Here is a 20571-nt window from a genome sequence, read left to right on the forward strand (position 1 = left end):
TTTTGTAGGAGCTGGCTTGCCAGCGAAGGGTCCCTCAAGCCCAACACAAAATTCAAGACCGCCTTCGCCGGCAAGCCGGCTCCTACAAATCCCGGCCAATGCCACGATTTTTTTGTAGGAGCTGGCTTGCCAGCGAAGGGGCCCGCCAGCCCAACACAAAATTCAAGACCGCCTTCGCCGGCAAGCCGGCTCCTACAGGTCCCGGGCAATGCCACGATTTTTTTTGTAGGAGCTGGCTTGCCAGCGAAGAGGCCCTCAAGCCCGATACAAGAATCAAGACAGCCGACAATCGTCAGAGCATACCCTTGAGGTACCGACGAACCTGTCGATACCGTGCACAGCCCTCGAGCAGGCTGGTTTTCGGGCGGGCGTTGTGAGCTTGAGCCTGTTGCGGGCTGCAGGGCAAACCGCGGATCTGTGCCAGGGATTGTTCATTACCGCACGGCAACTGCAGCGAATCCGGTCGAATACGCCACAATGGCACGCCATGGACCTCGGCCCGGGCTTTCAGGTCGCTCGATTCAAAGGTATGCCACACCAACAACTTGCCCGTTTCACGAGCCACCGCCGGGAGCAACTCGGCGTTATCGCGAGCAAACGTCAACACCCCCCAGCGGCTATTCAGCAACCTGCGCACCGCCGACCGCTCACGCCGCGGCACGCCAACCACCGTCACGCTCCCGGCAAACCGGCTGTCCTGCTGCTTCTGCCGAGCCAATTGCCGGGCCACAGTCATGACGTCGCAGCGCTGGTCGGTCAACGGGTCGACATAACGGCAATAGCGGATATACGCCGCTGCCACCAATTGCTCCAGGGTCGGGCGTGCCTGGCGGCGGGGGAGGGCCAGGCGGTCATCGGTCAAACCCCAACCGGCATAGAACGGCAGGCCAAAACAGGTCACCGGGATGCCCTGGATTAACGCCTCAAGCCCGGCCTGGCTGGTGCCGACATACACCCGCTGGGCCCGGCGCGCCAGGGAGGCCCAGGACACATGACGACTCTCCAGCACCAGGCCGCGCTCGAGTGCGGCATCGAGCAGGCAGCTCTTCTTATGGCCGTTGACGCAATCCGGGTGAATCCGCACCCGCACATCCGCCTCGGGATTTTCCGCCAGGGCCGCATCGAGCATCCGAATAAAGTCCGCTTCACACAGCCCGCCACCGGGAATCGAAAAATCGCCGTAGGTCTGATCCACCACCAGCACCAACGGTCGATCCCGACCCAGCGGATCGTCATCGCCCAGGTCCGGCGCATTGTTGTACTTGCCGATGCCACTGCTGCGCATCAGCGCAATCAACTCCTGCGCGGTGGCCAGATCCTCTGCGCTCAGGCTGTGAGGCGCCTGCAGAATGTTTTCCAGCAACGAAGGCCGATCGGCCAGGTAGTGAATACCGATCGGATCGACCACCATCGACATCGGCGTATCGCCTTCCACCCCCAGCGACGAAGAACGCAAGAAGCCGTCCTCCAGCGCCACATAGGGAATACCCCAGCGCTTGCACAACACCCGGGCATGGTCGGACGAGCTTTTGTAGCCGATCCCGGAAATCGCCTTCAACCCCGCCGGCCGCTGTTGACCGCGTCGCCACAGCCACTGCGGCGTCCCTTCAGGGTCCAGGAATTCGCTAAGGTGAAAGACCTTCCACATCACCCACTGCGACATGATGCCCACCCAGCCGGGGCCTTCCACCAGGGACTCAAGGGCGAAGGGTCGATGCATTTCGTGGGCACTCATGGGCGGGGCGACAACCTGCGGCGCAGATTGATGACCGTGGGGATCGGCATCAGGCGGCTGAGCCAGCTCTTGGTACGTATCGACACAAAGCCGTGGTGGACATAAAACGCCCGGGCGGCGAGGTTTTTCGCCTGCACTTCCAGCTCGATTTTTTCATGGCCGCTGCCCAGCGCCTGCTTGAACACCGCCTGCAACAAGGTGCTGGCGACGCCCTGGCGGCGGGCGACTTTGTGCACGCGCAAGCCGTACAGGTAAAACCCGTAGGACCACTCGCGGCACTCGCTGATCATGAACAGCCCGTAGCGCAGCGTGCCGCCCAACCGGCCGAACTCACGCACGAAGGGCCGCAACCCAGGTGAAAACGGCCCGCGTCGATGGTGTTTGAACGTCGCATAACCGACGGCGCCATCACTGCGATAGGCAAGCAACACCCGGTCCCAATTGATCCCGTCCGCCAACAGGCGGAAACGGCAATCTTCGTCGCCAAGGATGAACGCCAGCGAGCCGCGCCCGGAGCTGATCCACCGTGCAATCGCAGGCGTGCGCTCCGAGGTACTGGAGGCAAGGACGATCTGCACGGGCTCACGCTGCATCGCGCGCCGCCGCCAGGTGGTCGATGAACGCCTTGGCCAGGTGCTCAACACCCAGGTCCGCAGGGGCACTATCGCTACGCGCGGAATTGGACCAGATGAAGTACTCGGTATCGCCATCCGGCTCACCCAGAGCGCCATAGACGTCGGGCAAGATCGGCACGTGATCACCGAAGAAACACAGCCCGGTCGGGGTGCCGCGCGCCAACAAGTGCTCGCGCAACTGGCCGAGCATGCGGTCGGCGTTGCTCAGGTGGCGCACATACGGGGCGAGGTCGCGCAGGTCTTCAGGCAGGGGACGCTCGAACCATTGTCCGAGATCGGCTGCCGCGACGTTTTCCAGGTGCAGCGGCCCGTGGTTTTCCATGGTGATGGCATGGATGTACAACGGCTGCGTGCGACCCGGGGCATCGAGCAGCTCGCTGATCTTGTCGGCCACTGCGCAGTCACCGATAAACGGCCCGGCCTTCTGCTGCTCTGTGAAGCTGCGCACGTCGATGAATTCGTCGAAGCCCAGCGCCGGCAACACCTTGTCTCGACCGTAGAAACTGCCCACATAAGGATGCACGCACACCGTGCGGTAGCCTCGGCTTTTGAGTTCCAGGGCGATACTGGCAACGCCCTGGCGCGCCAGATGGCGATAAGGGTTGAAGCGGTGCACGCCGAGCTGGTCGACCTTGATCCCGGTCAGGAAGGCAAACTCGGTACGCACCGTATTCGCCCCCCAGGCCGCCACCTGCAACCGGCCCTGGGCCAGCGCTTCATCGCGCAAGGTGTCGAACTGGCTGAGCACCTGCCCCCGAATGCCGGGCCACAGTCGGCGCGCATCGAAAAACGATTCGCTCTGTACCGACACCAGGTCCGCCAGGGTGGCATCGGCCATGGGGAGTGCCTCCTCGCCAAGAAACGGCGAGTTCAATGACGCCAGCGCCACCGGACGCCGGGCAGCAAAAAAGTACGTCCACAAACTGCCCGCCAGGCCCCAGCGACCCAGGTCAAGCGCGGCGTCGAAGGTCGGTTGCAGAGGTTTCAATCCGCCCAGCCAGAGCAGTGCCAACCCAACCAGCAAGGTGCCCGTCGCCACGGCGCGGGCGTTGGCGCCAACCGGTTCGAAATACAGCCCGCAAGCCAGATAGACGACAAACAGCAAGGCCAGGCCAATAGCTTTACCAATACCGAAGAACGGCAGATACAAACGCGGATAGCGCACTGCATCGCTGAAGTATTCGAAGTCGGCGCAGACGAAGGGCTCGCGCAGCGAATGGTATTTGGCGTTGCTCACCAGCACGATCAACAGCCACAGGGCCAGCACGTTCACCGCGCTGAACCAGGCGCGGCCGGTGATCAGGTACAGCAAGCCGACGGCGAACGCCCAGGCGCCGGCATGCAACAGCCAGGCGCGCAACGGGCGACGCCAGCCGGGGCAGGGCACCAGGAGTTTTTCGAAGGCGCACGACAGGACAAATCCGAACACCACCACCAGACCAAACGCACTACTCAACACATCAGGCACCGTAATCCAGCCACCGCAAAATGATCGACGACAGCCGTGGCGGGATAACCCCCAGGGCCCAGCATCCAAGGTTCAGCGGGAACGGAAAACTGATCCGCGCCTGGTTCGCCGCCAGGCCACGTTGAATCCTTTGCGCGGCTTTCTCCGGGACCCAGAGCAAGGGTTTGGGCCCGGGCATTTCAAAGCACATTTTCGATTCGACGTAGCCGGGCATGATCACGTTGATCTTCACCCCGTCCGCCGCCACCAGGTCGCGCATGGCTTCGCCGTAGGCCTTGATCGCTGCCTTGCTGGCGCTGTAGCTCGGGGTCGCGGGGAGCCCGCGCCAGCCCGCCAGCGAACTGAACAGGGCGATCTGCCCGGACTTGCGCGCACGCATGAACGGCAGCGCGGCCTGCACCGTGGCCAATGCCGCCAGCACGTTGATTTCGATCAGCGCCTGGGACAACTCCCAGACTTCGCCCTCGCCATTGTCGCCGGTGGAGGTGTTGACCCCGGCGCCGACGATGATCAGGTCCGGTGCCTCGCTCACGCTGATCTCGCCGATCCAGCGCCGCAACGCCTCCAGGTCCTGCACGTCGAGCGGTTGCAGCAACACCCGGGCACCGAGGGCACGGCATTGCGCGGCCATTTCTTCCAGGCGGTCCAGGCGCCGGCCTTGCAGGATCAGGGTCACTCCCGGCGCCGCATAGGCCGGCGCCAGGGCACCGCCGATGCCGCCTGTGGCACCGGTGATGAGAATGCAGCGTGGAGACTTGTGCAAAGTCATAGGTACTGTTCGATTTTCGAGGTTTTGGCCATCAACACTTCCAGGGAGTTGTTCACCGCCATGTCGATGCCACAGCGGGTATAGAAGCCGCCGTTGACCTGCGTGGTGTGAATCACCGTGCTGCGAAAGCGTTGAAAGAGCGTGGAGTCAGGTGGTTCCGGGTGGTTCCAGAACTCGTCGAGGCCGCCCTGGTGGGTCAGCCCCTTGAGGTTGTAGATCGGGTCGCTGAGGGCGATGGTCGGCACGTTGTGCATCAGCGACGAGCCGCCCACGGTGCTGTTGACCGTGACCACGCCGGCGACGTGGGACAGCAGCGTCGGCATGTGCCCGCTTTCGATGAAGTCCACGCGGTCGGCGATGCCCAGCTTGTGGGCAATGCGCCGGGTGATGCGCTGGTAATTGACGATACCGGGGGTCAGCGGATGGTTCTTCACCACCAGTCGCGCATCGCTGCCGGCATGGCGGGCGAATGAACCCATCACGTGCTTGAGCACATCCTTCATGTGCCGGAACGGCGAGTGGTCGCGGATCTGCGCATCGCTGTCCAGTTGCAGGGGCAACAGGAAGGTGCGGTGGCGGTTGCGCGCCACCTCACTGATCACCTCGGAGTCGCGGCCCTTGGCACTCATCAGGCGAATGCCCTGGCGAATGTAGCCCGCATATTCCACCGCCGCGTTGAACGGCGCGTGGGTCTTGTAATGGGGGAACACCACTTTGTTCAACGCGCCGCCGACGTGATACATCACGTCGTGCAGGGCCCGGGAGGCAAAGGACAGGCGAAATGCATTGCCGTTGTGATAACGCGGGATGTACTTGCCCACCTCCCGATACCACTCCGGATCCCGGGGCAGCAGCGAGTGATTGTTCACGCCATTGCGCTCAAGCGTGATCCAGTAGGGGCGGAAGTAACCTTCCTCGAACACGTGCACGCGAATGCCCAGCGACCTGGCCAGCTCCACCGCCGGTTGATGCACCGGACGGCAATCGCCGAACAGCACCACGTCGGTGATGTGCTCTGCCTTGAAGCAGTGGCTGTAGAAATCCGCCAACTGCTCGGGGCGCGCCGAATAAAATACGCGCGCACCGGTGCCATACAGGGTATCGCCCATGTTGAAGCTGACGGACTTGACCCGTTGACCTTCGTTGCGCAGGGCTTGGGCCAGGCGCGAAAAAAACGGCGAACTGACGCCCTGCAGGAACAGGAACGAGTTACGCGGCTTCACCCGTACCGGGCGTGGGGAGCGCTGCAGGGGAACTAGGATTTGCGAAGGCGTGGTTTCAAAACCGTAAGGAGCAAACGCTGAATCATCTCTCGCCATGTTGGAGTTCTTCCTTGCGTTGGTACTTCATCCCAGTTCTGGATCTCGATAAGCGTTCGTTCAGGAGTCGTAAATTTTCGGGTGATGCGGCTGACATAAGTCGGGTAGCGGATCAGGGTCGCGGCCACCAGCTCGTCCAGGCTCAGGCGCCGCGTGCGGCGCGCCTGGACGTCCGGGCTCAGGTCGCGATCCTCGGTCAACCCCCATCCTGCATAGAACGGCTGGCCATAAGTGGTCACCGGCACGCCGCGCAACAACGCCTCGAAGCCCGATTGCGAAGTCAGCACATGCACCTCGTCGACCTCGGACAACAGTGAGTGGAAAGGCACATCGCCCACCACCTGGTTGCACCAGTCGCTGGTGCGTTCTTCATCTACGCCGGCCTCGCGGGTGCCAGCCAGTACTTCGGGGTGCGGCTTGTACAACAGCCACGCCATTGGATGACGCTCGCGCACCGCCTTGAGCAAATCCAGATTGCGGCGGATCCGGTGCGCGCCATAACGAATCGACGCGTCGGACTCTACCTGGCCCGGCACCAGAATCACCCGTTCGACCCCGGCGGGGCGTTTCCACGGGGTGCCGGGCAGGTTGTACTTGGTCACGCCGGCCACGCAGATCGCTTCGCGCAAGGCCGCTGCCCGCTGCAACAAGCCCGGTGCACAAGGCTCGTTTTGCAAGATGTGTTCCAGACGGGAGGGGCGGGTGGCATCGTAGTAAATGCCCAGGTCGTCGAACACCCAGGACAACGGACGGGTTTTTTTCGCGCCGAGGCCGACGGAGCGCAGGAAGCCGTCTTCGACGCGGCCGAGGTGGCTACCCGCTTTTGCAGACAGGGGCGTGTCGTGCTGGCAACCCCATGTGATGACCGGAGCAGCTATGCGACGACGGGAGAAACGCCCGAGAAACCGAATGGACGACCCATTGAAAAAGTCGAGCACCAACGGTTGTTTCCACTTGCTGAAGCCGACCATTTGCAAGTCATGGGGCAATCGACTGCGCATTCTTCGCTGCAGCCCCAGCCACTCCAACACGGTCTCGACCTGGCACGGCGCACCCGTCTCCGGGTCGACGTAACGCGGATATTCCACCAGCGTTGCATGCAGCAATTGCTCAAGACTGACCGGCCGGCGTCGCTCAGGCGCGGGCAGCGCATCAAGGGTCAAACCCCAGCCGGCATAGAACGGCATGCCAAAAGTGTGCACCGGCACGTTCCACAACAGGGCATCAAAACCCAGTTGCGACGTCATCACGTACACCGCCTGGATGGCCGATAACAGCTCGGCAGGGTGCACGTTATCGCTGATCACCTGCACCCTCGGATGCTTGCGCAACGCCGCCAGGTCGAAGTGCCCCTGCTTGCGCCCGGCCACCACGTCCGGATGAACCTTGACCACCACCGTACTCTGCGGGTGACGGGTCAGCGCGGCGTCGAGCATGCGCTGGAAATCGGCAGCAGTGGCGCCTTGCAACGAGGCATCGCCGCGCGTCTGATCGGCGACCAGCACGCAAGGCTGCGGCAACACACAGCGTTCGATCCGCGCGCCGTTGTATTTCGACACACGCTCTTCGCACCAACTCGCCTGCAAGGCACGGGCACGCAACACCTGTGCTTGGGTCAGCGCCAGGGGAATCAGTTGTTCGAGGCGAGAAGGGGCGCTGGCATCGTAATAGATGCCCAGCGGGTCGACGATCAGCGACAGCGGCGGGTCTTCAGCCCCCAGGCCCACCGAGCGCAAAAAACCGTCTTCGACCGTAATCAGCGGCAACCCGGCAGCGTCGGCAGCCGCCCGGGCGCGCAACGCGCTGGGTTTGCGTCCCCACGCCAATACCTCATCAGCCTGGGCAATGTCGCCCACCGCCCCACACAGCAGCCGATACTCGGGAAGCAAGGCGGGGAGGGTAGGGATTTGTTGCGCACCTTTAGACAGAATCAGCAAAAAGCGACGCGGTGGAGCGGCATTGTCCATAAAAAACAGCGGATATCCGTAACGGGCGCACTCATCAGTCAGGCATGCATCAGTGCGTGTGCCTGGAGGAAATGCTCAATGAAATTTGACTCGAATGATAATACAAATGGAGGGTAGCCATTCACAAAAGTACGAAGAATCTGGAGACTTTTTCACATAAATCGAGATTTGATTAAATGCCAGCAGGCCGTCCACCCAACGGCCCGATGAGCGGCATCCGTGGCTCTCACAGTGCGATTGACAACCGCAAATAAACCAAGCCAACGCCTTACGCATCCTTGTAGGAGCTGGCTTGCCAGCGAAGGCGTCCTCACTTCAACGACCGTATTGACTCGCCTAACGGCGAGAAAATGGCAGCGCCAGCAAATACTCGTATTTCGCATGCAACAGATCCATCTTGCCCCGCCGCTTATAGTCAGCAATGGTCGTAGGCCGCAGGAAATACCAGAGGGAGTTTTGCAGGAACAAGTAATCCAGGTTACGCAGCGCCTGTTGCCGGTCGAACCGCGAGTCCAGCACCTCGACATAGGTAGCGAGGAACTCGGCGCGAACGGTCATGAAGCGTTCCATGTCGCTGCGCCGGAATACCGCACTCACATAGGAACCACCGTCAAAGCCGACACGCCCGATCTTGAACTCGCTCCAGTCGATCATCTGCAGACCCTGGGGCGACTGGAAGAAATTCTTGCGCAAGTAATCCATATGGCAAAAACAGCGCTGACTGTTTTTTGCCCCCCTGGCCTCGCGACGCAATATTGGCCGCAACGCGCGGAGCCGATTTGGCAGGTCGGCAAAACGCTGATCGTCCCGAGCCAGTTCGTCAAGGGAGTGCAAATAGCGCTCGAAATTGAAGCGCGGCCGCACGAGATACCAAGGCCGAAAAAAATCCATGGTCCAGAACTTGGGAGCCTGCCACCAGGCCGAGAACCCCAGATAACGGCTGGACAGATTCTCGATCTCGGCAATGCCCGGTGCCATGATCTTGGCGATAGCTGCCAGGCGTGGCGGACGGCCTTGCACGTAACTGGTAAAAATCAGGCTTTCCCACGGCGTCTCAATGACGCCCAGGCAAATGGGATGCTTGAAATGAACGCTTCCCCATAGCACGTTGCGCTCCCGATAGAAGCGAGACTCGAGGCTGGGGATAAAGAGAATTTTGCGAATCGACTTTTCGATCACATCAACCGTGGCTCCGGTATCGAGATCCGTCAGTCGGTGATGGCGCACGTAATTGACGAACGAGGCATTGGACGCCAGGTCGGTGGTGACGATGCTAAAGCCACCCACACGATAAAAAGGCAGGAAAAAGCTCAACCGTTTTTCCAGCGTGGAGCGGCTCAACCAGTAGACATTCCTGCTTCTGACGAGTGTAGTGATGTTCGATTCGATACCCATGCGTTCCAACTGTAAGCAATCTTCCATTTTTTGCCTGACACACCCGTGAAGGCGGCGCGATCCTTGCCCACTTCCCGTAACAGTTGACTAGAAGGAGCGCGATAGTACGGATTCCGCCCATTGTTTGCCAATTACCTGGCGCGTAATGAGCTGTTCTTGGGAAATTTCCTACAGACGGAAGGCTATTGACGTTCCCTGACCGGTGTTGAGCCGTTACCATACGCGCCTTCAAAATCAAGGAACGATAGGATTTCTCATGAATCACCTTCCAATTGCCAAAGAAGCCCTCTGCGCCCAGGCGCAAGCCATCAGTCAGCTGGCGGAGCGCCTGGATGGCGAATTCCAGCGTGCAGTCGAACTGATCCTCGGTTGCAAAGGTCGCACCGTCGTGTGCGGCATGGGCAAATCCGGCTTGATCGGGCAAAAGATGGTCGCGACCTTCGCCTCTACCGGCACCCCGAGTTTCTTCCTGCACCCGGCTGAAGCCTTCCACGGCGACCTGGGCATGCTCAAGCCGATCGACGTGCTGATCCTGATCAGCTACAGCGGCGAGACAGAAGAACTCATCAAGCTGATTCCGAGCCTGAAATCCTTCGGCAACAAAATCATCGCCATGACCGGCAACGGAAAGTCGACCCTCGCCAAGCACGCAGACATCTGGCTGGACATCTCCGTCGAGCGAGAAGTGTGCCCAAACAACCTGGCACCGACCACCTCCACCCTGGCGACCATGGCCATGGGCGATGCCCTGGCAGTAGCCTTGATCGAAGCCATTCAATTCAAGCCGATGGACTTCGCCCGCTACCACCCCGGTGGCAGCCTGGGCCGCAAGCTGCTGACCCGCGTCAGCGACGTCATGCATTCGCCGGCACCGATCGTCACTCCGGCCACCAGCTTCCACGACTGCCTGCTGGTGATGACCCAAAGTCGCATGGGCCTGACCGTGGTGATGGAAGAGGGCGTCCTGGTCGGTATCGTCACCGACGGCGACTTGCGTCGCGCATTGCTGGAAAACGAAGGCGTTATCCACACTACCGTCGCCCACTTCATGACCGCCAACCCGCACACCATCAAGGATGATTCGCAGCTGTCGGAAGCTGAAGCCTACATGCTCGACAACAAGATCCGTGCCCTGGCCGTCACCAACAGCGAAAACGCTGTCGTAGGCGTCGTCGAAATCTTCGACTGATACCGCCAACCTCCAGGCGTCACCAGCTCCTGCGATTCCACTCGATCCCACGCGATCCCTGTAGGAGCTGGCTTGCCAGCGAAAGCGCCCGAAAGGGCGCCGTCGATATCAGGTGTACACCCACCAGGCGTGAAAGCGCTGCGCTCCGCGTAGTCCAAATGTCGATGTGCATAAACGAAAACGGGGCCCAACATCGGCCCCGTATTTCTATTCCAAGAATGACTCGTCGGCTTACTGCGCCATCTTCGCCATCACCTGCGCATAACCCGCCGCAGTGCCCAGTACCGCATCCTTGCCCTGAGCAAACAGAATACTGTCCGCCACTTCACGGAACGCACCGGTACCGCCCGCTGCATCCAATACGTGGGTGGCAGCAGCTTTCACATACACTGGTGCATCCGCCACTGCAAACGACAAGGCGCACGCCGCGAAAGCCGGCAGGTCGATGCAGTCGTCACCAATGCACGCCGTTTGCTCAGCGCTGACACCGGCTTCCGCCATCAACTGGTTGCAGGCTGCCTGCTTGTCCTTCACGCCGAACTGGCAGAGGGTAATGCCCAGGTCAGCCACGCGCTTGCGCAGCGTTGCCGAATCACGCCCCGACAACACCGCCACCCGCACACCGTTTTCTTCCAGCAACCGCATGCCCATGCCATCACGCACATGGAAACGCTTCAGGCATTCACCCGTGGCGTCGTAATAGATGCCGCCGTCGGTGAGCACGCCATCCACATCGGTGATCACCAGACGAATGTCGTTAAGGGTCGGCCGAGGGACAGGTGCCTGGCCGCTCATCAGCGCCCGCACCTGCTCCAGGCATTCTTGGGTGTCCACGCCTGGGCCGGTCGGCGCGACCTGGTAGGCCCGAATGCAGTAACCCGCGGCCATCAGCCTCAGTTGCTCGAGTTTCTCCGCGTGCTCCAGCATCGGCTGTGGCAGGCTGCTGTAGTCGGCGAGTACATCGCGACGATAACCGTAGACACCGACATGCTTGAGGTAGTGTGCGACTTCGCCGTCCCGTGGGTAGGGAATCGGCGAACGGCTGAAGTACAACGCGTTACCGTTGTTGGCCAGCACCACTTTCACGGTGTTGGGGTTGCCGGCTTCGTGCGCTTCGATCGGGTGGCACAAAGTGCCGACCTTTACGCTCGCATCAGCGAGCATGCCCGCAGCCAGCGCTTCGATGTCCGCCGGACGCACCAGTGGCTCATCACCCTGCAGATTGATGTAAATGTCGGCGTCGATCTGCGCCATGACTTCGGCCAGCCGGTCGGTGCCGGAGGGGTGATCTGGCGAGGTCATGACGCACTCACCACCGAACGCCCGCACTGCTTTTGCAACGCGCTCGTCGTCAGTGGCGATCACCACCACATGGGCATTGGCAACTTGCAGGGCGCGTTCATAAACGTGTTGCACCATCGGCTTGCCGGCAATATCAGCCAGCGGCTTGCCCGGCAGGCGAGTCGAGCCGTAGCGGGCCGGAATGACAATCGCGACCCGTTGTTCTGTACTTGCCATGTTCACAATCCTTGTTTCAACAGATTTGGCTTCAAGCAATGTTCAGAGGTGGGAACGACTTGACCAGGTCATCCAGTGCCTTGATCTGCGCCAGGAACGGCTCCAGTTGATCCAACGGCAGGGCGCTTGGGCCGTCGCACTTGGCTTGATCCGGGTTCGGGTGAGCTTCCAGGAACAGGCCAGCCAGGCCAACGCCCATACCGGCACGGGCCAGTTCAACGACCTGCTCACGGCGACCGCCCGATGCAGCGCCCGACGGATCACGCTGTTGCAGGGCGTGGGTTACGTCGAAAATGATCGGCAGATTCGCGCAGGTGCGCTTCATCACGCCGAAACCCAGCATGTCTACTACCAGGTTGTCGTAACCCAGGCATGTGCCGCGATCGCACAGGATCAACTGGTCGTTTCCGGCTTCCTTGAACTTGTGCACGATGTTCTGCACTTGCGATGGGCTCAGGAACTGAGGCTTCTTGATGTTCACTGGCTTGCCGGTTTTGGCCAGAGCCACTACCAGATCGGTCTGACGGGCCAGGAATGCAGGCAGCTGCAGCACATCGACCACTTCGGCGACAGGTGCGCACTGTTCAATTTCGTGCACGTCGGTAATCACCGGCACGCCGAACTCGGCCTTTACCGCTTCGAAAATACGCAGGCCTTCTTCCATGCCTGGGCCACGATAGGAGTGGATGGACGAGCGGTTGGCTTTGTCGAAGCTGGCCTTGAAGACGTAAGGAATGCCCAGTTTCTCGGTGACACGCACGTACTCGGCGCAGGCGGTCAGGGCCAGGTCCAGGGATTCAAGGACGTTGATGCCGCCGAACAGGACGAAAGGGGTGTTGTTGGAGCATTCGATGGTTGGGGTGATTTTCAAGATCTATAGTCCATTTCGGAGAATGTGTGGCGCGTTGATTCATTCAACAATTAATATTAATTGTTTTTGAGTATGTGGTCTATTTGATAGGGTGTATCAATTCCATTGATCAATCGTTAATAAGATATTTGTTGATTTTTTCGTCGATTTGATGTATTTCGTCATGCTTTTCTGGGTTGGCGAAGCCGTCGTTTCGACAGCGAAATTCAGCTAATGTTGGCCTAAATTTAACAAGAGTGCTGCCGATAACCCTATATGGTTAATCAATGTGCAGAATGGCGGTATTGATGAGGGGGCGAGGTGTCGACTGAGTTGGAAGTAGATGTGGAGTACGACGAGATTGTTGCCAGCCATTCGAAGCTGATTAACGGCGAGAAGGTTGTTTACATTGATCGGGGTAAAGGTAAAAACAAACTGTTGATCGGTTTGGCGACCTTGATGAATAAAGGCGTCTATGCGGGTGTGAAAAGCTATTATCGCGACTACCCTGGTGACGTGCTCTGCTTGGTTGATCCTGATAACACTTACTATTTAAGAAATGATCGTGGCATGCATGTGCGCAGCGTCATTCGTGAGGTTGTCAAGGATTATAAGCCAGAAAATGTAGTTTTTTGTGGCGCTTCTATGGCGGGTTTCGCGGCAATCGATCTGGCGTTGTTTTTTAATGCTAACGCGGTTGTTAATAACCCACAGGTTAGTCTAGAGCTTACCTATGAAACTGCATGGCCAAAGCTAAAAGATGTTATTGATGAGATAGAGCAAAAATACAATATTAATGATTTTTCGTTTAAGTCGCGGAATAGTGTGATTGGTGCAGTTTTTGGACAGCACCCTATGGATATCGTAAATAGAGATGCTCTTTTTAAATTGTGCTCAAAGACGCCTGGGGTCGGTTTGATCTTTGGCAATGCTTTCGATTTTGAACACAAATATTATTATCAGGGTCTAAATGGTTTTCTGAAGATGGTAGATATGGTTTTTGCTCATCGTGATTTGATGGGTGGGATTCATGTGAAGTTTCCAAGAGCCTGATATAGAAAAAGGGCGGGCTGTCATTGCGCTGACAGTCCGCCCTTTTTTTTATCCTGTTATAGGATAAAAATACTCATCTACATAGAACTCGTTCGCAGCAGTTGTCTTTGGTTTTTTACTGGCTTTGGACGAGACGATGGTTATTATTAGCGCGCCGTCTTCACTGGTCGGCCTTCCGTCGATCTCGGTAACGAATTTTATCTCTGCTCTTGATGCATTTTGGAAATGGGCAGAGATGGTGTCTTCCGTCACCAGTGGGCGTGTGTTGCCATTGAGCCACAGATAAGTTTCTGGCTCGAGCGTGTTACGAATTTCGATTTTATTCGCTTTGCTCAGTGCTGAAACGTAGGTTTTATAATATTGCATGTAGCGCGAAGCCAGTTGAGCCGGTTTTGGCTCTGCCATGGCGTTGTTAATAATTACGCCATTCTTCAGGAGGGCGGACTCAATAACGGTTTTGTTGGCTTCAATGTTGTCCAGGCGAATCAGGCTGGCGTTGAATAGCTGGTGAACCAGTGCGTCCGTGCGAAGTTCAATCGTCTCGTTGTCGATGTCGCCGTCGATAATTTTTTTCACGGCCCTTTCAATGTGGTCTTTATGGAAGGCATCTAGAGTGATCCCTTTTCCCGAGTAAACGCTATGGCCAAGCGCAATCGTTGGCTTCTTGAGCAATATCGACTCCAGGCCCACGGTTGAGTTAATGATTACGTTCGCGACAGAATGCTTCAACATTGTGTGTAGATGCAGCGAATTATCAAACGTAATGCTCGGGTAGCGCGCCTGCAACTCCGACAGGGTTATCGTGTTCTCAGGGTGCGGGCGGCAAACTATTTTTATGCCGGTGCGACGGGAAACATGTTTTAGATCGTCGATAACCTCAACCATCTTTTTATAGATGGGCGAATTGAGAATGATGTTCGAATCGCCCTCAATCTGCATTGGGAAAAAAATGTACTGGCTCGTTGGTGTCAGGCCGATGCGCTCAAGAACGTTTTCACGGGATAGAGTGTTATCCGCGTCTTTACCAACAATAGTCTTGCCTTGAGTAGAGAACTGCTCAATGTATTTTCTTGCCGTCGCCCGTTCGGTGTCGTTGATCAGTGGCAAGTAACTTCCGGCAATATAGCTCTTGAAGTTTACCCCCTGTGGATCAAATACAAGCGTATCAGGTAACAGTCCGCGCTCGACGTGGAAGATAGGCAAGTTCGAAATTTTCGCTGCGACTTTCATAAGGAAAATGAAGTGCGGTCCATTACCATTCCAGCCAACCATGAAGTCAGGAGACGTTTTGGCGATTCTGCGCAGAATGGAGTCAAGAATCAAAATAGCATGCGCTGCCACATCGATAAGTTTCTTGCCTTCAAAGTGCTCAGGGAACATCTCTTTGTATGTGTTGATGTCGTCGGTAATATTGACGCCTCTGAGGGTAATGTTTATTTTTCCCTCTGAGTCGAGCTGAGTTTGAAGATCAGCTTTGATACTGGCTCTTTTTTTCTTGTCCAGGTCAGGTCTTGTTGCGTGCGCCAGATAACCTTCAGACAGGAAGCGGTTGGTACGCGCCGAGTCCATTGTTACGAATTCGGAATAAATACCAAGTTTTTTGAAGTTTTCCGCTAGAGCTATCTTGTAGGAGATGAGGTAGTCGGCATCGGAGCTGTAAATAAGAGCTTTGGTGCGGCGCTGAACGGTGGTCTGCGGCATTGAAACCGGAGTATTTTCGCTTGGCATCAACTCGGGGCGATAGGTGAAGTCGTTGTTGATGATTGTGTTATAGCTTATTGCGGCCGTATTTTTGCTGTACATGCTTCTGGCAAGCAAGTAAGCACCCTTAGAGATTTTTGCGCGGTGAGCATTGTCAGTCAAAAGCTTGAGTACAGCTGCCGAAAAGCTGCTGTTATCATCTGTGATGATACAATTCACGCCATCGGTGCCCTCAATACCATCCATCGAGAAGCTGGTAGCTACCAGGGGCATGCCGTGAGAGAAGGCTTCAATGTTTTTGACTTTCATGCCTGCGCCGCTCACGATCGGTGAGATAACAACTTTTGAGGCGGCGTAAGTGTTGGTCAAGTTTTCTACTCGACCCAAGTATAGAATGCTGTCGTTTTTTAGGGCTTTTACCGAAGCGATATTGCTCACTTCGCCAGCAATGGCAAGGCGGACGCCAGGCATCGCCTTTCGAATGGCTGGCAGGCAGTGACGAATAAAGTTTTTGATTCCCTCTGCGTTAAACGGCGACGCAGATCCGACGAAAAGAATATCGTATATTTCTTTTCCCGGGATGTGTTTGCGTTGGAAATCATTGAATGCAGGAAGCGTCAGGATTTTCTGTTCTGGCAGCCTTTCCTTGATTTCCCTGGTTTCGTTCGGGTTGATCGAAATGACATATTCATATTTCGAGAGAAGACCAAACTCTTCGGCCTCGAATTTTTTCATGTCTATTTGCTTTTTAAACGTCCCGCTTTTTATCGCGGCATTAATGATGCTCGTTTGGATGTCGTGCGTGTCAACAATTTTAATCCCGCGATAGCTGCTCGGAATCGCACGGTCAAGCTTTACGTAGTTGACCAGGATATGGCTTGGATTGATTTCCTTAACCATCTGGTGAACAAGTTTTTTGTAACTGTCCGGACAGGAGTCTCTGTTGGATACCTGGCCCTTGTCGGTGAGCTTGTGGAATTTTGTGAGAATCGGATTGGCAGGTTGCTTGTTGAACCTCGGGTGCCTTCTTACTTCCACTGCCTCGATAGTGGGGTAGTGGTTCTTTATTTCCGCTTGAACGGAGGCCGAGCTTCTATCCTCTTGATTGAAGTTCAAGATGGCCAGCGAAACCTTGTGTCCCGCTTCGAGAAGTACTTTCAGAGTCTGGTCGATACGGCTCTGGTTGCCCTTGAAAACCGGAAACGGGATTTCAGGAGTAAGAACGAGGATGTGCTTTTCTTGTTTCATGAGACTAGGTTTACCAATGAGGAAATGGAGATAGGTATTCATGCGGGTTCGGTGGCTACGTCTACTCGACCGTACCTATCTTCAAATCGGACGATGTCGTCCTCGCCCAAATATCCGCCTGATTGAACTTCAATCATTTCCAGAGGGATTTTCCCGGGGTTCTCAAGCGCGTGGACGACGCCTACTGGGATGTAAGTCGACTGATTTTCGGTCAGCAGTATTTGCTTGTCGCCAATCGATACTTTCGCCGTGCCAGTCACGACAATCCAGTGTTCTGCGCGGTGATGATGCATCTGTACCGAGAGCTTCTGCCCTGGTGCAACAGTGATGCGCTTCACCTGATAGCGCGGACCATGGTCAATGGAGTCGTAGGCACCCCACGGGCGATACACCTTACGGTGATTGGTCGCTTCAGTGCGTGCGCTCTGTTTAATGCGATCAACCAGCAGTTTTACGTCCTGCGCCTTGTCCTTGGCCGCAACCATCACAGCGTCTGCGGTTTCGACCACAATGACGTCATCCAGGCCCAGTACGGACACCATGCGGTGCTCAGCGTGAACATAGGCATTGCGCGTGGCTTCGAGCATGACGTCGCCGCGGGATGCATTTCCCTGGGAGTCCTTTTCGGCGATTTCCCAGACTGCCGACCATGAGCCGACATCGTTCCACCCGGCGTCCAGAGGGACCACTGACACCTGGTTGGATCGTTCCATCACGGCATAGTCGATGGAAATGTTTTCTGCAGTTGCAAAGGCCATGGTGTCCAGGCGGGTGAAGTCCAGGTCTTCCTTGGCATTTCTCAGCGCCGCCTGCACGGCATCCAGCACTTGCGGGGCGTGTTCTTCCAATTGAGCGAGCATGCTTGATGCCTGGAACAGGAACATGCCGCTGTTCCAATAATACCGGCCATCAGCCAGGTATTGCTCTGCAGTGGCGAGGTCCGGTTTTTCAACAAATTCTTGAACAGCCTGAATTTCGTCGGATTTCTCTGCGACGCGAATGTAGCCGTAACCGGTTTCGGCTTTGTTCGGTACGATCCCGAACGTCACTATCCGGCCGTCACGCGCTGCGGGGGCGCCTGTTTCGAAAGCCTTGTGCAGCGCATCAAGATCATCGAAGACGTGGTCGGCAGGCAACACCAGCAGCAATTCGTCCCTGCCCGAAGCCAAGGCCTTCACGACCGCTGCAGCAATGGCGGGGGCGGTGTTACGACCGATCGGCTCGAGCAAAATAGCCTGGGGGTTGATGCCCAGTGCGCGGCACTGTTCAGCCACCAGGAAACGGTGGTCTTCGTTACTCACAACGATCGGGGTCAGCGGTCCATCCTGGATGCCCGCCAACCGCGACAACGTCGCCTGGAACAACGACTGGTCGCCGTTGAGTGTGAGGAACTGCTTTGGGTGCATGGCACGCGAAAGCGGCCAGAGCCTGGAGCCTGAGCCACCAGAAAGTATTACCGGGATCATGTAATTTCCCTATCGCTGATCAAATTTCAAAGGTTACTTGTAAGCGCCAACCGTGCGGCCCAACACCATGGTCTGTACGATTGGCGAGATAACTTTTTGCCACTCGTAAATCGCGGCGTTGGTCACGTAAATGGTGTCATCCGGTTTGATCATGATCTGGCGGGCGTAGAAAACCGCTGCCGGATCACGCATGTCCAGGCGCAGGACTGTTGGTTTCGGGTTGGTTCCTTCACCCATGCGGAACACGAATACGCCTTCCGGGTTAGCGTTGGCTTCTCGTAGTCCGCCGACGCTGCCCAGTGCATCAAGCAAGCTGGTGTTCTGTGCTGGCAGGTCTTTGAGGCCTGGTTCGCCAACCGCGCCCATGGCGACGAAGCGTTGACGCGCACGGTCCAGCACTACTTCCGAGTTAGGACGCAGGACCATGTTGTTGCCGGCCAATACGTCCTCATAGTTGAACTGCTGAACCTGGCTGCCTGTACGCACCGTGACGTTGACCAGATGGGGCTCCATGACTGGACCGCCAGCCTGGTTGACGGCATCCAGCAGCGTCAGTGGACCTTGCAGGGTGCTGAAGCGGCCAGGGGATTTGACCGCACCGGCTACCAATACCGAGCCCGACAGGTCACCGACCAGTTCAACGTGGGTCTGCACGTCGGTGGTCACGCCTTTGAGCTGTTTGCGGATCATGTTCTCAACTTCGTTGAGCGTCATGCCAGCGACGAACTGACGGCCGACGTAGGGCAGGGAGATCATGCCTTGGTCGTCGATGCGAGTCTTAAGCTGCGTACCACCAGCGGACAGCGGGGCGAACAGCGCCGAGCCTTCAGGTGCGTTGTCGGTGATCAGCACGTTGAGAATGTCACCGGCCATCAGCCGCGCCGAGGGGGCGACGGGCTTGGCGATGCTCGATTGCATCGGGCGTACTGCACCGCGCATGTACGGCGCTATGGTGCTGGCGTTGATCTCGACCAGGTTGTACGGCTGGTTTTTGCTTTCGATATCGCCCTTGTAAGGGCCGGCGCCCGACAAGGTGCCGCCGCATCCGGCCAGACCCAGGGTTGCCAGGGTCAATGCTGCCAGTGTCAGGTTGAACTTGTGGGAGACTACAAGGGATTTAATCACGGTGATCCTCGATCGAAGCCAGGATGAAGCGGGTTATGCCGTACAGCATGAGCAGGGCTAGCAAGATGGTTGCCAGGTTGTAAAGACGCTCTGGGTACAGGGCCAGTTGGGGGCTGTTCGGGCTGACCACGGTGACCAGGGTGCGGATTTTCTTGCTGGCCTCAATACGGGCATTGTCGAGGGCGGCGACTGCGGTTTTATAGCTCTCTTCAGCGATGCCGGCGTCTAGGGTCAACTGTTGGAAGCGCGAGGCGACAACGTTCAGCTGGGAGCCGTCGGGGGACGAAACTAGCAGACGTTTTTCCTTGGCCAGTTGCTGGGTGATGGCACTGACCTTCTGCTTTTGCTGTTTAACCTGCGGCGAGTCAGGCAGCAGCTTGTAGAGCATTTCGGTGAGCACGGCCTGCTCTTTAGTGTACTGGCCTTCGAGGTCGGCAATGATGGTGGCGCGGCTTTGGGCCGTGTTGCCGCCATCCAGGACTTTGTTGTCATTCTGGAAGTCGATCAGTTCGGTTTTACGTTCGGCGTAGTTGGTGCGCGCCGTTTGCAGCTCGCCAGTGGCGAAATTCATCTGCTCGCGGGCAATGCTGTGGCTGACTTCGTTGACGAAGTGTTCGCTGGCTTCAAGGATGGCGCGCAGCATCTGCTCCGACAGTTCGGGGGTAAAGGCTTGTACCTCGACCCGAAGCAGACCGGTGGTTTCGTCGTAGTGGGCGGAAACCATGCGCTGGTAGTACTGGAGCAGGTCTTCACGCTCTGCGTCTTTGTTCAACCAGAAGAAAATATCGTTGCGCTGGGCGGCGTATTGCTCGATCCAGTGCAAGCGTTCTTCCAGCAATAGCATCATGTCCATCGACACGATGTATTCCCGCAGGTACAAAGTTTCCTCCCTGGAAGCCGGGTTCGTACCGGTCAGCAGGGTGGCCAGTCCGGGCATAGCGGCACTCTGGTTGCCGCCATCCTGGCGGACCACCACCTGGGCGGAGCTGACATATCGATCGATGGCGAACATGCCGTAATAGATGGCCGCCAAGGCCAGTGGCAGAACCACCAGGCCAATTGCCAGGCGCCAGCCCTTGAGTTTACCCGTACTGCTCATATGTGATGCATCCTTGAAGTGGAACGGTGCTGCG

At 57.4% G+C, this 20571-nt stretch carries 15 protein-coding genes; 2 read left to right on the forward strand and 13 right to left on the reverse strand.

Annotated elements, in window-relative coordinates; genetic code table 11:
* Positions 1-292: 292 nt before the first annotated feature.
* The 7 genes from SOP95_RS27150 to SOP95_RS27180 form a co-directional block, all read right to left on the reverse strand.
* Complete coding sequence (locus SOP95_RS27150; RefSeq protein WP_323608934.1) at positions 293-1735, reverse strand: capsular polysaccharide export protein, LipB/KpsS family; 1443 nt, start codon at positions 1733-1735, stop codon at positions 293-295.
* Positions 1732-2328, reverse strand: coding sequence for a GNAT family N-acetyltransferase (locus SOP95_RS27155; protein WP_274077704.1), 597 nt, complete (start codon positions 2326-2328; stop codon positions 1732-1734). Before SOP95_RS27155 ends, SOP95_RS27150 begins: the two co-directional genes overlap by 4 nt.
* Positions 2318-3826: an LTA synthase family protein gene (locus tag SOP95_RS27160; protein ID WP_323608935.1), complete on the reverse strand. Its 1509-nt coding sequence runs from the start codon at positions 3824-3826 to the stop codon at positions 2318-2320. Before SOP95_RS27160 ends, SOP95_RS27155 begins: the two co-directional genes overlap by 11 nt.
* 4 nt (positions 3827-3830) lie before the next feature.
* Positions 3831-4607 carry an SDR family NAD(P)-dependent oxidoreductase gene (locus tag SOP95_RS27165; protein ID WP_323608936.1) on the reverse strand — a complete coding sequence of 259 codons (777 nt, stop codon included), beginning with the start codon at positions 4605-4607 and terminating at the stop codon, positions 3831-3833.
* Positions 4604-5926: a capsule biosynthesis protein gene (locus SOP95_RS27170; protein ID WP_323608937.1), complete on the reverse strand. Its 1323-nt coding sequence runs from the start codon at positions 5924-5926 to the stop codon at positions 4604-4606. The genes SOP95_RS27165 and SOP95_RS27170 overlap by 4 nt, the downstream gene beginning before the upstream one ends.
* Complete coding sequence (locus SOP95_RS27175) at positions 5863-7893, reverse strand: capsular polysaccharide biosynthesis protein (protein ID WP_323608938.1); 2031 nt, start codon at positions 7891-7893, stop codon at positions 5863-5865. Before SOP95_RS27175 ends, SOP95_RS27170 begins: the two co-directional genes overlap by 64 nt.
* Positions 7894-8229: 336 nt before the next feature.
* Positions 8230-9234 carry a phosphotransferase family protein gene (locus tag SOP95_RS27180; RefSeq protein WP_323608939.1) on the reverse strand — a complete coding sequence of 335 codons (1005 nt, stop codon included), beginning with the start codon at positions 9232-9234 and terminating at the stop codon, positions 8230-8232.
* Between the two features lie 310 nt (positions 9235-9544).
* On the opposite strand from SOP95_RS27180, the gene SOP95_RS27185 reads away from it, so the two are divergent.
* Complete coding sequence (locus tag SOP95_RS27185; RefSeq protein WP_323608940.1) at positions 9545-10477, forward strand: KpsF/GutQ family sugar-phosphate isomerase; 933 nt, start codon at positions 9545-9547, stop codon at positions 10475-10477.
* A 231-nt stretch (positions 10478-10708) separates the two neighbouring features.
* Here the strand turns inward: SOP95_RS27185 and kdsB are convergent, their stop codons facing one another.
* Both kdsB and kdsA read right to left on the reverse strand, forming a co-directional pair.
* Positions 10709-11995 (reverse strand): 3-deoxy-manno-octulosonate cytidylyltransferase, encoded by a 1287-nt coding sequence (gene kdsB / locus SOP95_RS27190; RefSeq protein ID WP_323608941.1) that lies wholly within the window; start codon positions 11993-11995, stop codon positions 10709-10711.
* A 31-nt stretch (positions 11996-12026) separates the two neighbouring features.
* Complete coding sequence (gene kdsA / locus SOP95_RS27195; protein WP_323608960.1) at positions 12027-12869, reverse strand: 3-deoxy-8-phosphooctulonate synthase; 843 nt, start codon at positions 12867-12869, stop codon at positions 12027-12029.
* A 297-nt stretch (positions 12870-13166) separates the two neighbouring features.
* On the opposite strand from kdsA, the gene SOP95_RS27200 reads away from it, so the two are divergent.
* Positions 13167-13898 (forward strand): YqiA/YcfP family alpha/beta fold hydrolase, encoded by a 732-nt coding sequence (locus SOP95_RS27200; protein ID WP_323608942.1) that lies wholly within the window; start codon positions 13167-13169, stop codon positions 13896-13898.
* Positions 13899-13946: 48 nt separating this feature from the next.
* Here SOP95_RS27200 and SOP95_RS27205 read toward each other — a convergent pair whose 3' ends face one another.
* The 4 genes from SOP95_RS27205 to SOP95_RS27220 are packed head-to-tail and all read right to left on the reverse strand — an operon-like array spanning position 13947 to position 20537.
* On the reverse strand, positions 13947-16889 hold the full coding sequence (locus SOP95_RS27205; RefSeq protein WP_323608943.1) for a glycosyltransferase: 2943 nt from the start codon (positions 16887-16889) through the stop codon (positions 13947-13949).
* On the reverse strand, positions 16886-18313 hold the full coding sequence (locus SOP95_RS27210; RefSeq protein ID WP_323608944.1) for a mannose-1-phosphate guanylyltransferase/mannose-6-phosphate isomerase: 1428 nt from the start codon (positions 18311-18313) through the stop codon (positions 16886-16888). Before SOP95_RS27210 ends, SOP95_RS27205 begins: the two co-directional genes overlap by 4 nt.
* A gap of 33 nt (positions 18314-18346) precedes the next feature.
* Positions 18347-19438 (reverse strand): polysaccharide biosynthesis/export family protein, encoded by a 1092-nt coding sequence (locus tag SOP95_RS27215; protein WP_323608945.1) that lies wholly within the window; start codon positions 19436-19438, stop codon positions 18347-18349.
* Positions 19431-20537 carry an ABC transporter permease gene (locus SOP95_RS27220; RefSeq protein ID WP_323608947.1) on the reverse strand — a complete coding sequence of 369 codons (1107 nt, stop codon included), beginning with the start codon at positions 20535-20537 and terminating at the stop codon, positions 19431-19433. The genes SOP95_RS27215 and SOP95_RS27220 overlap by 8 nt, the downstream gene beginning before the upstream one ends.
* Positions 20538-20571: the final 34 nt, after the last annotated feature.

The organism is Pseudomonas sp. YuFO8 (assembly GCF_035065025.1).
Lineage (GTDB): Bacteria > Pseudomonadota > Gammaproteobacteria > Pseudomonadales > Pseudomonadaceae > Aquipseudomonas > Aquipseudomonas putida_AE.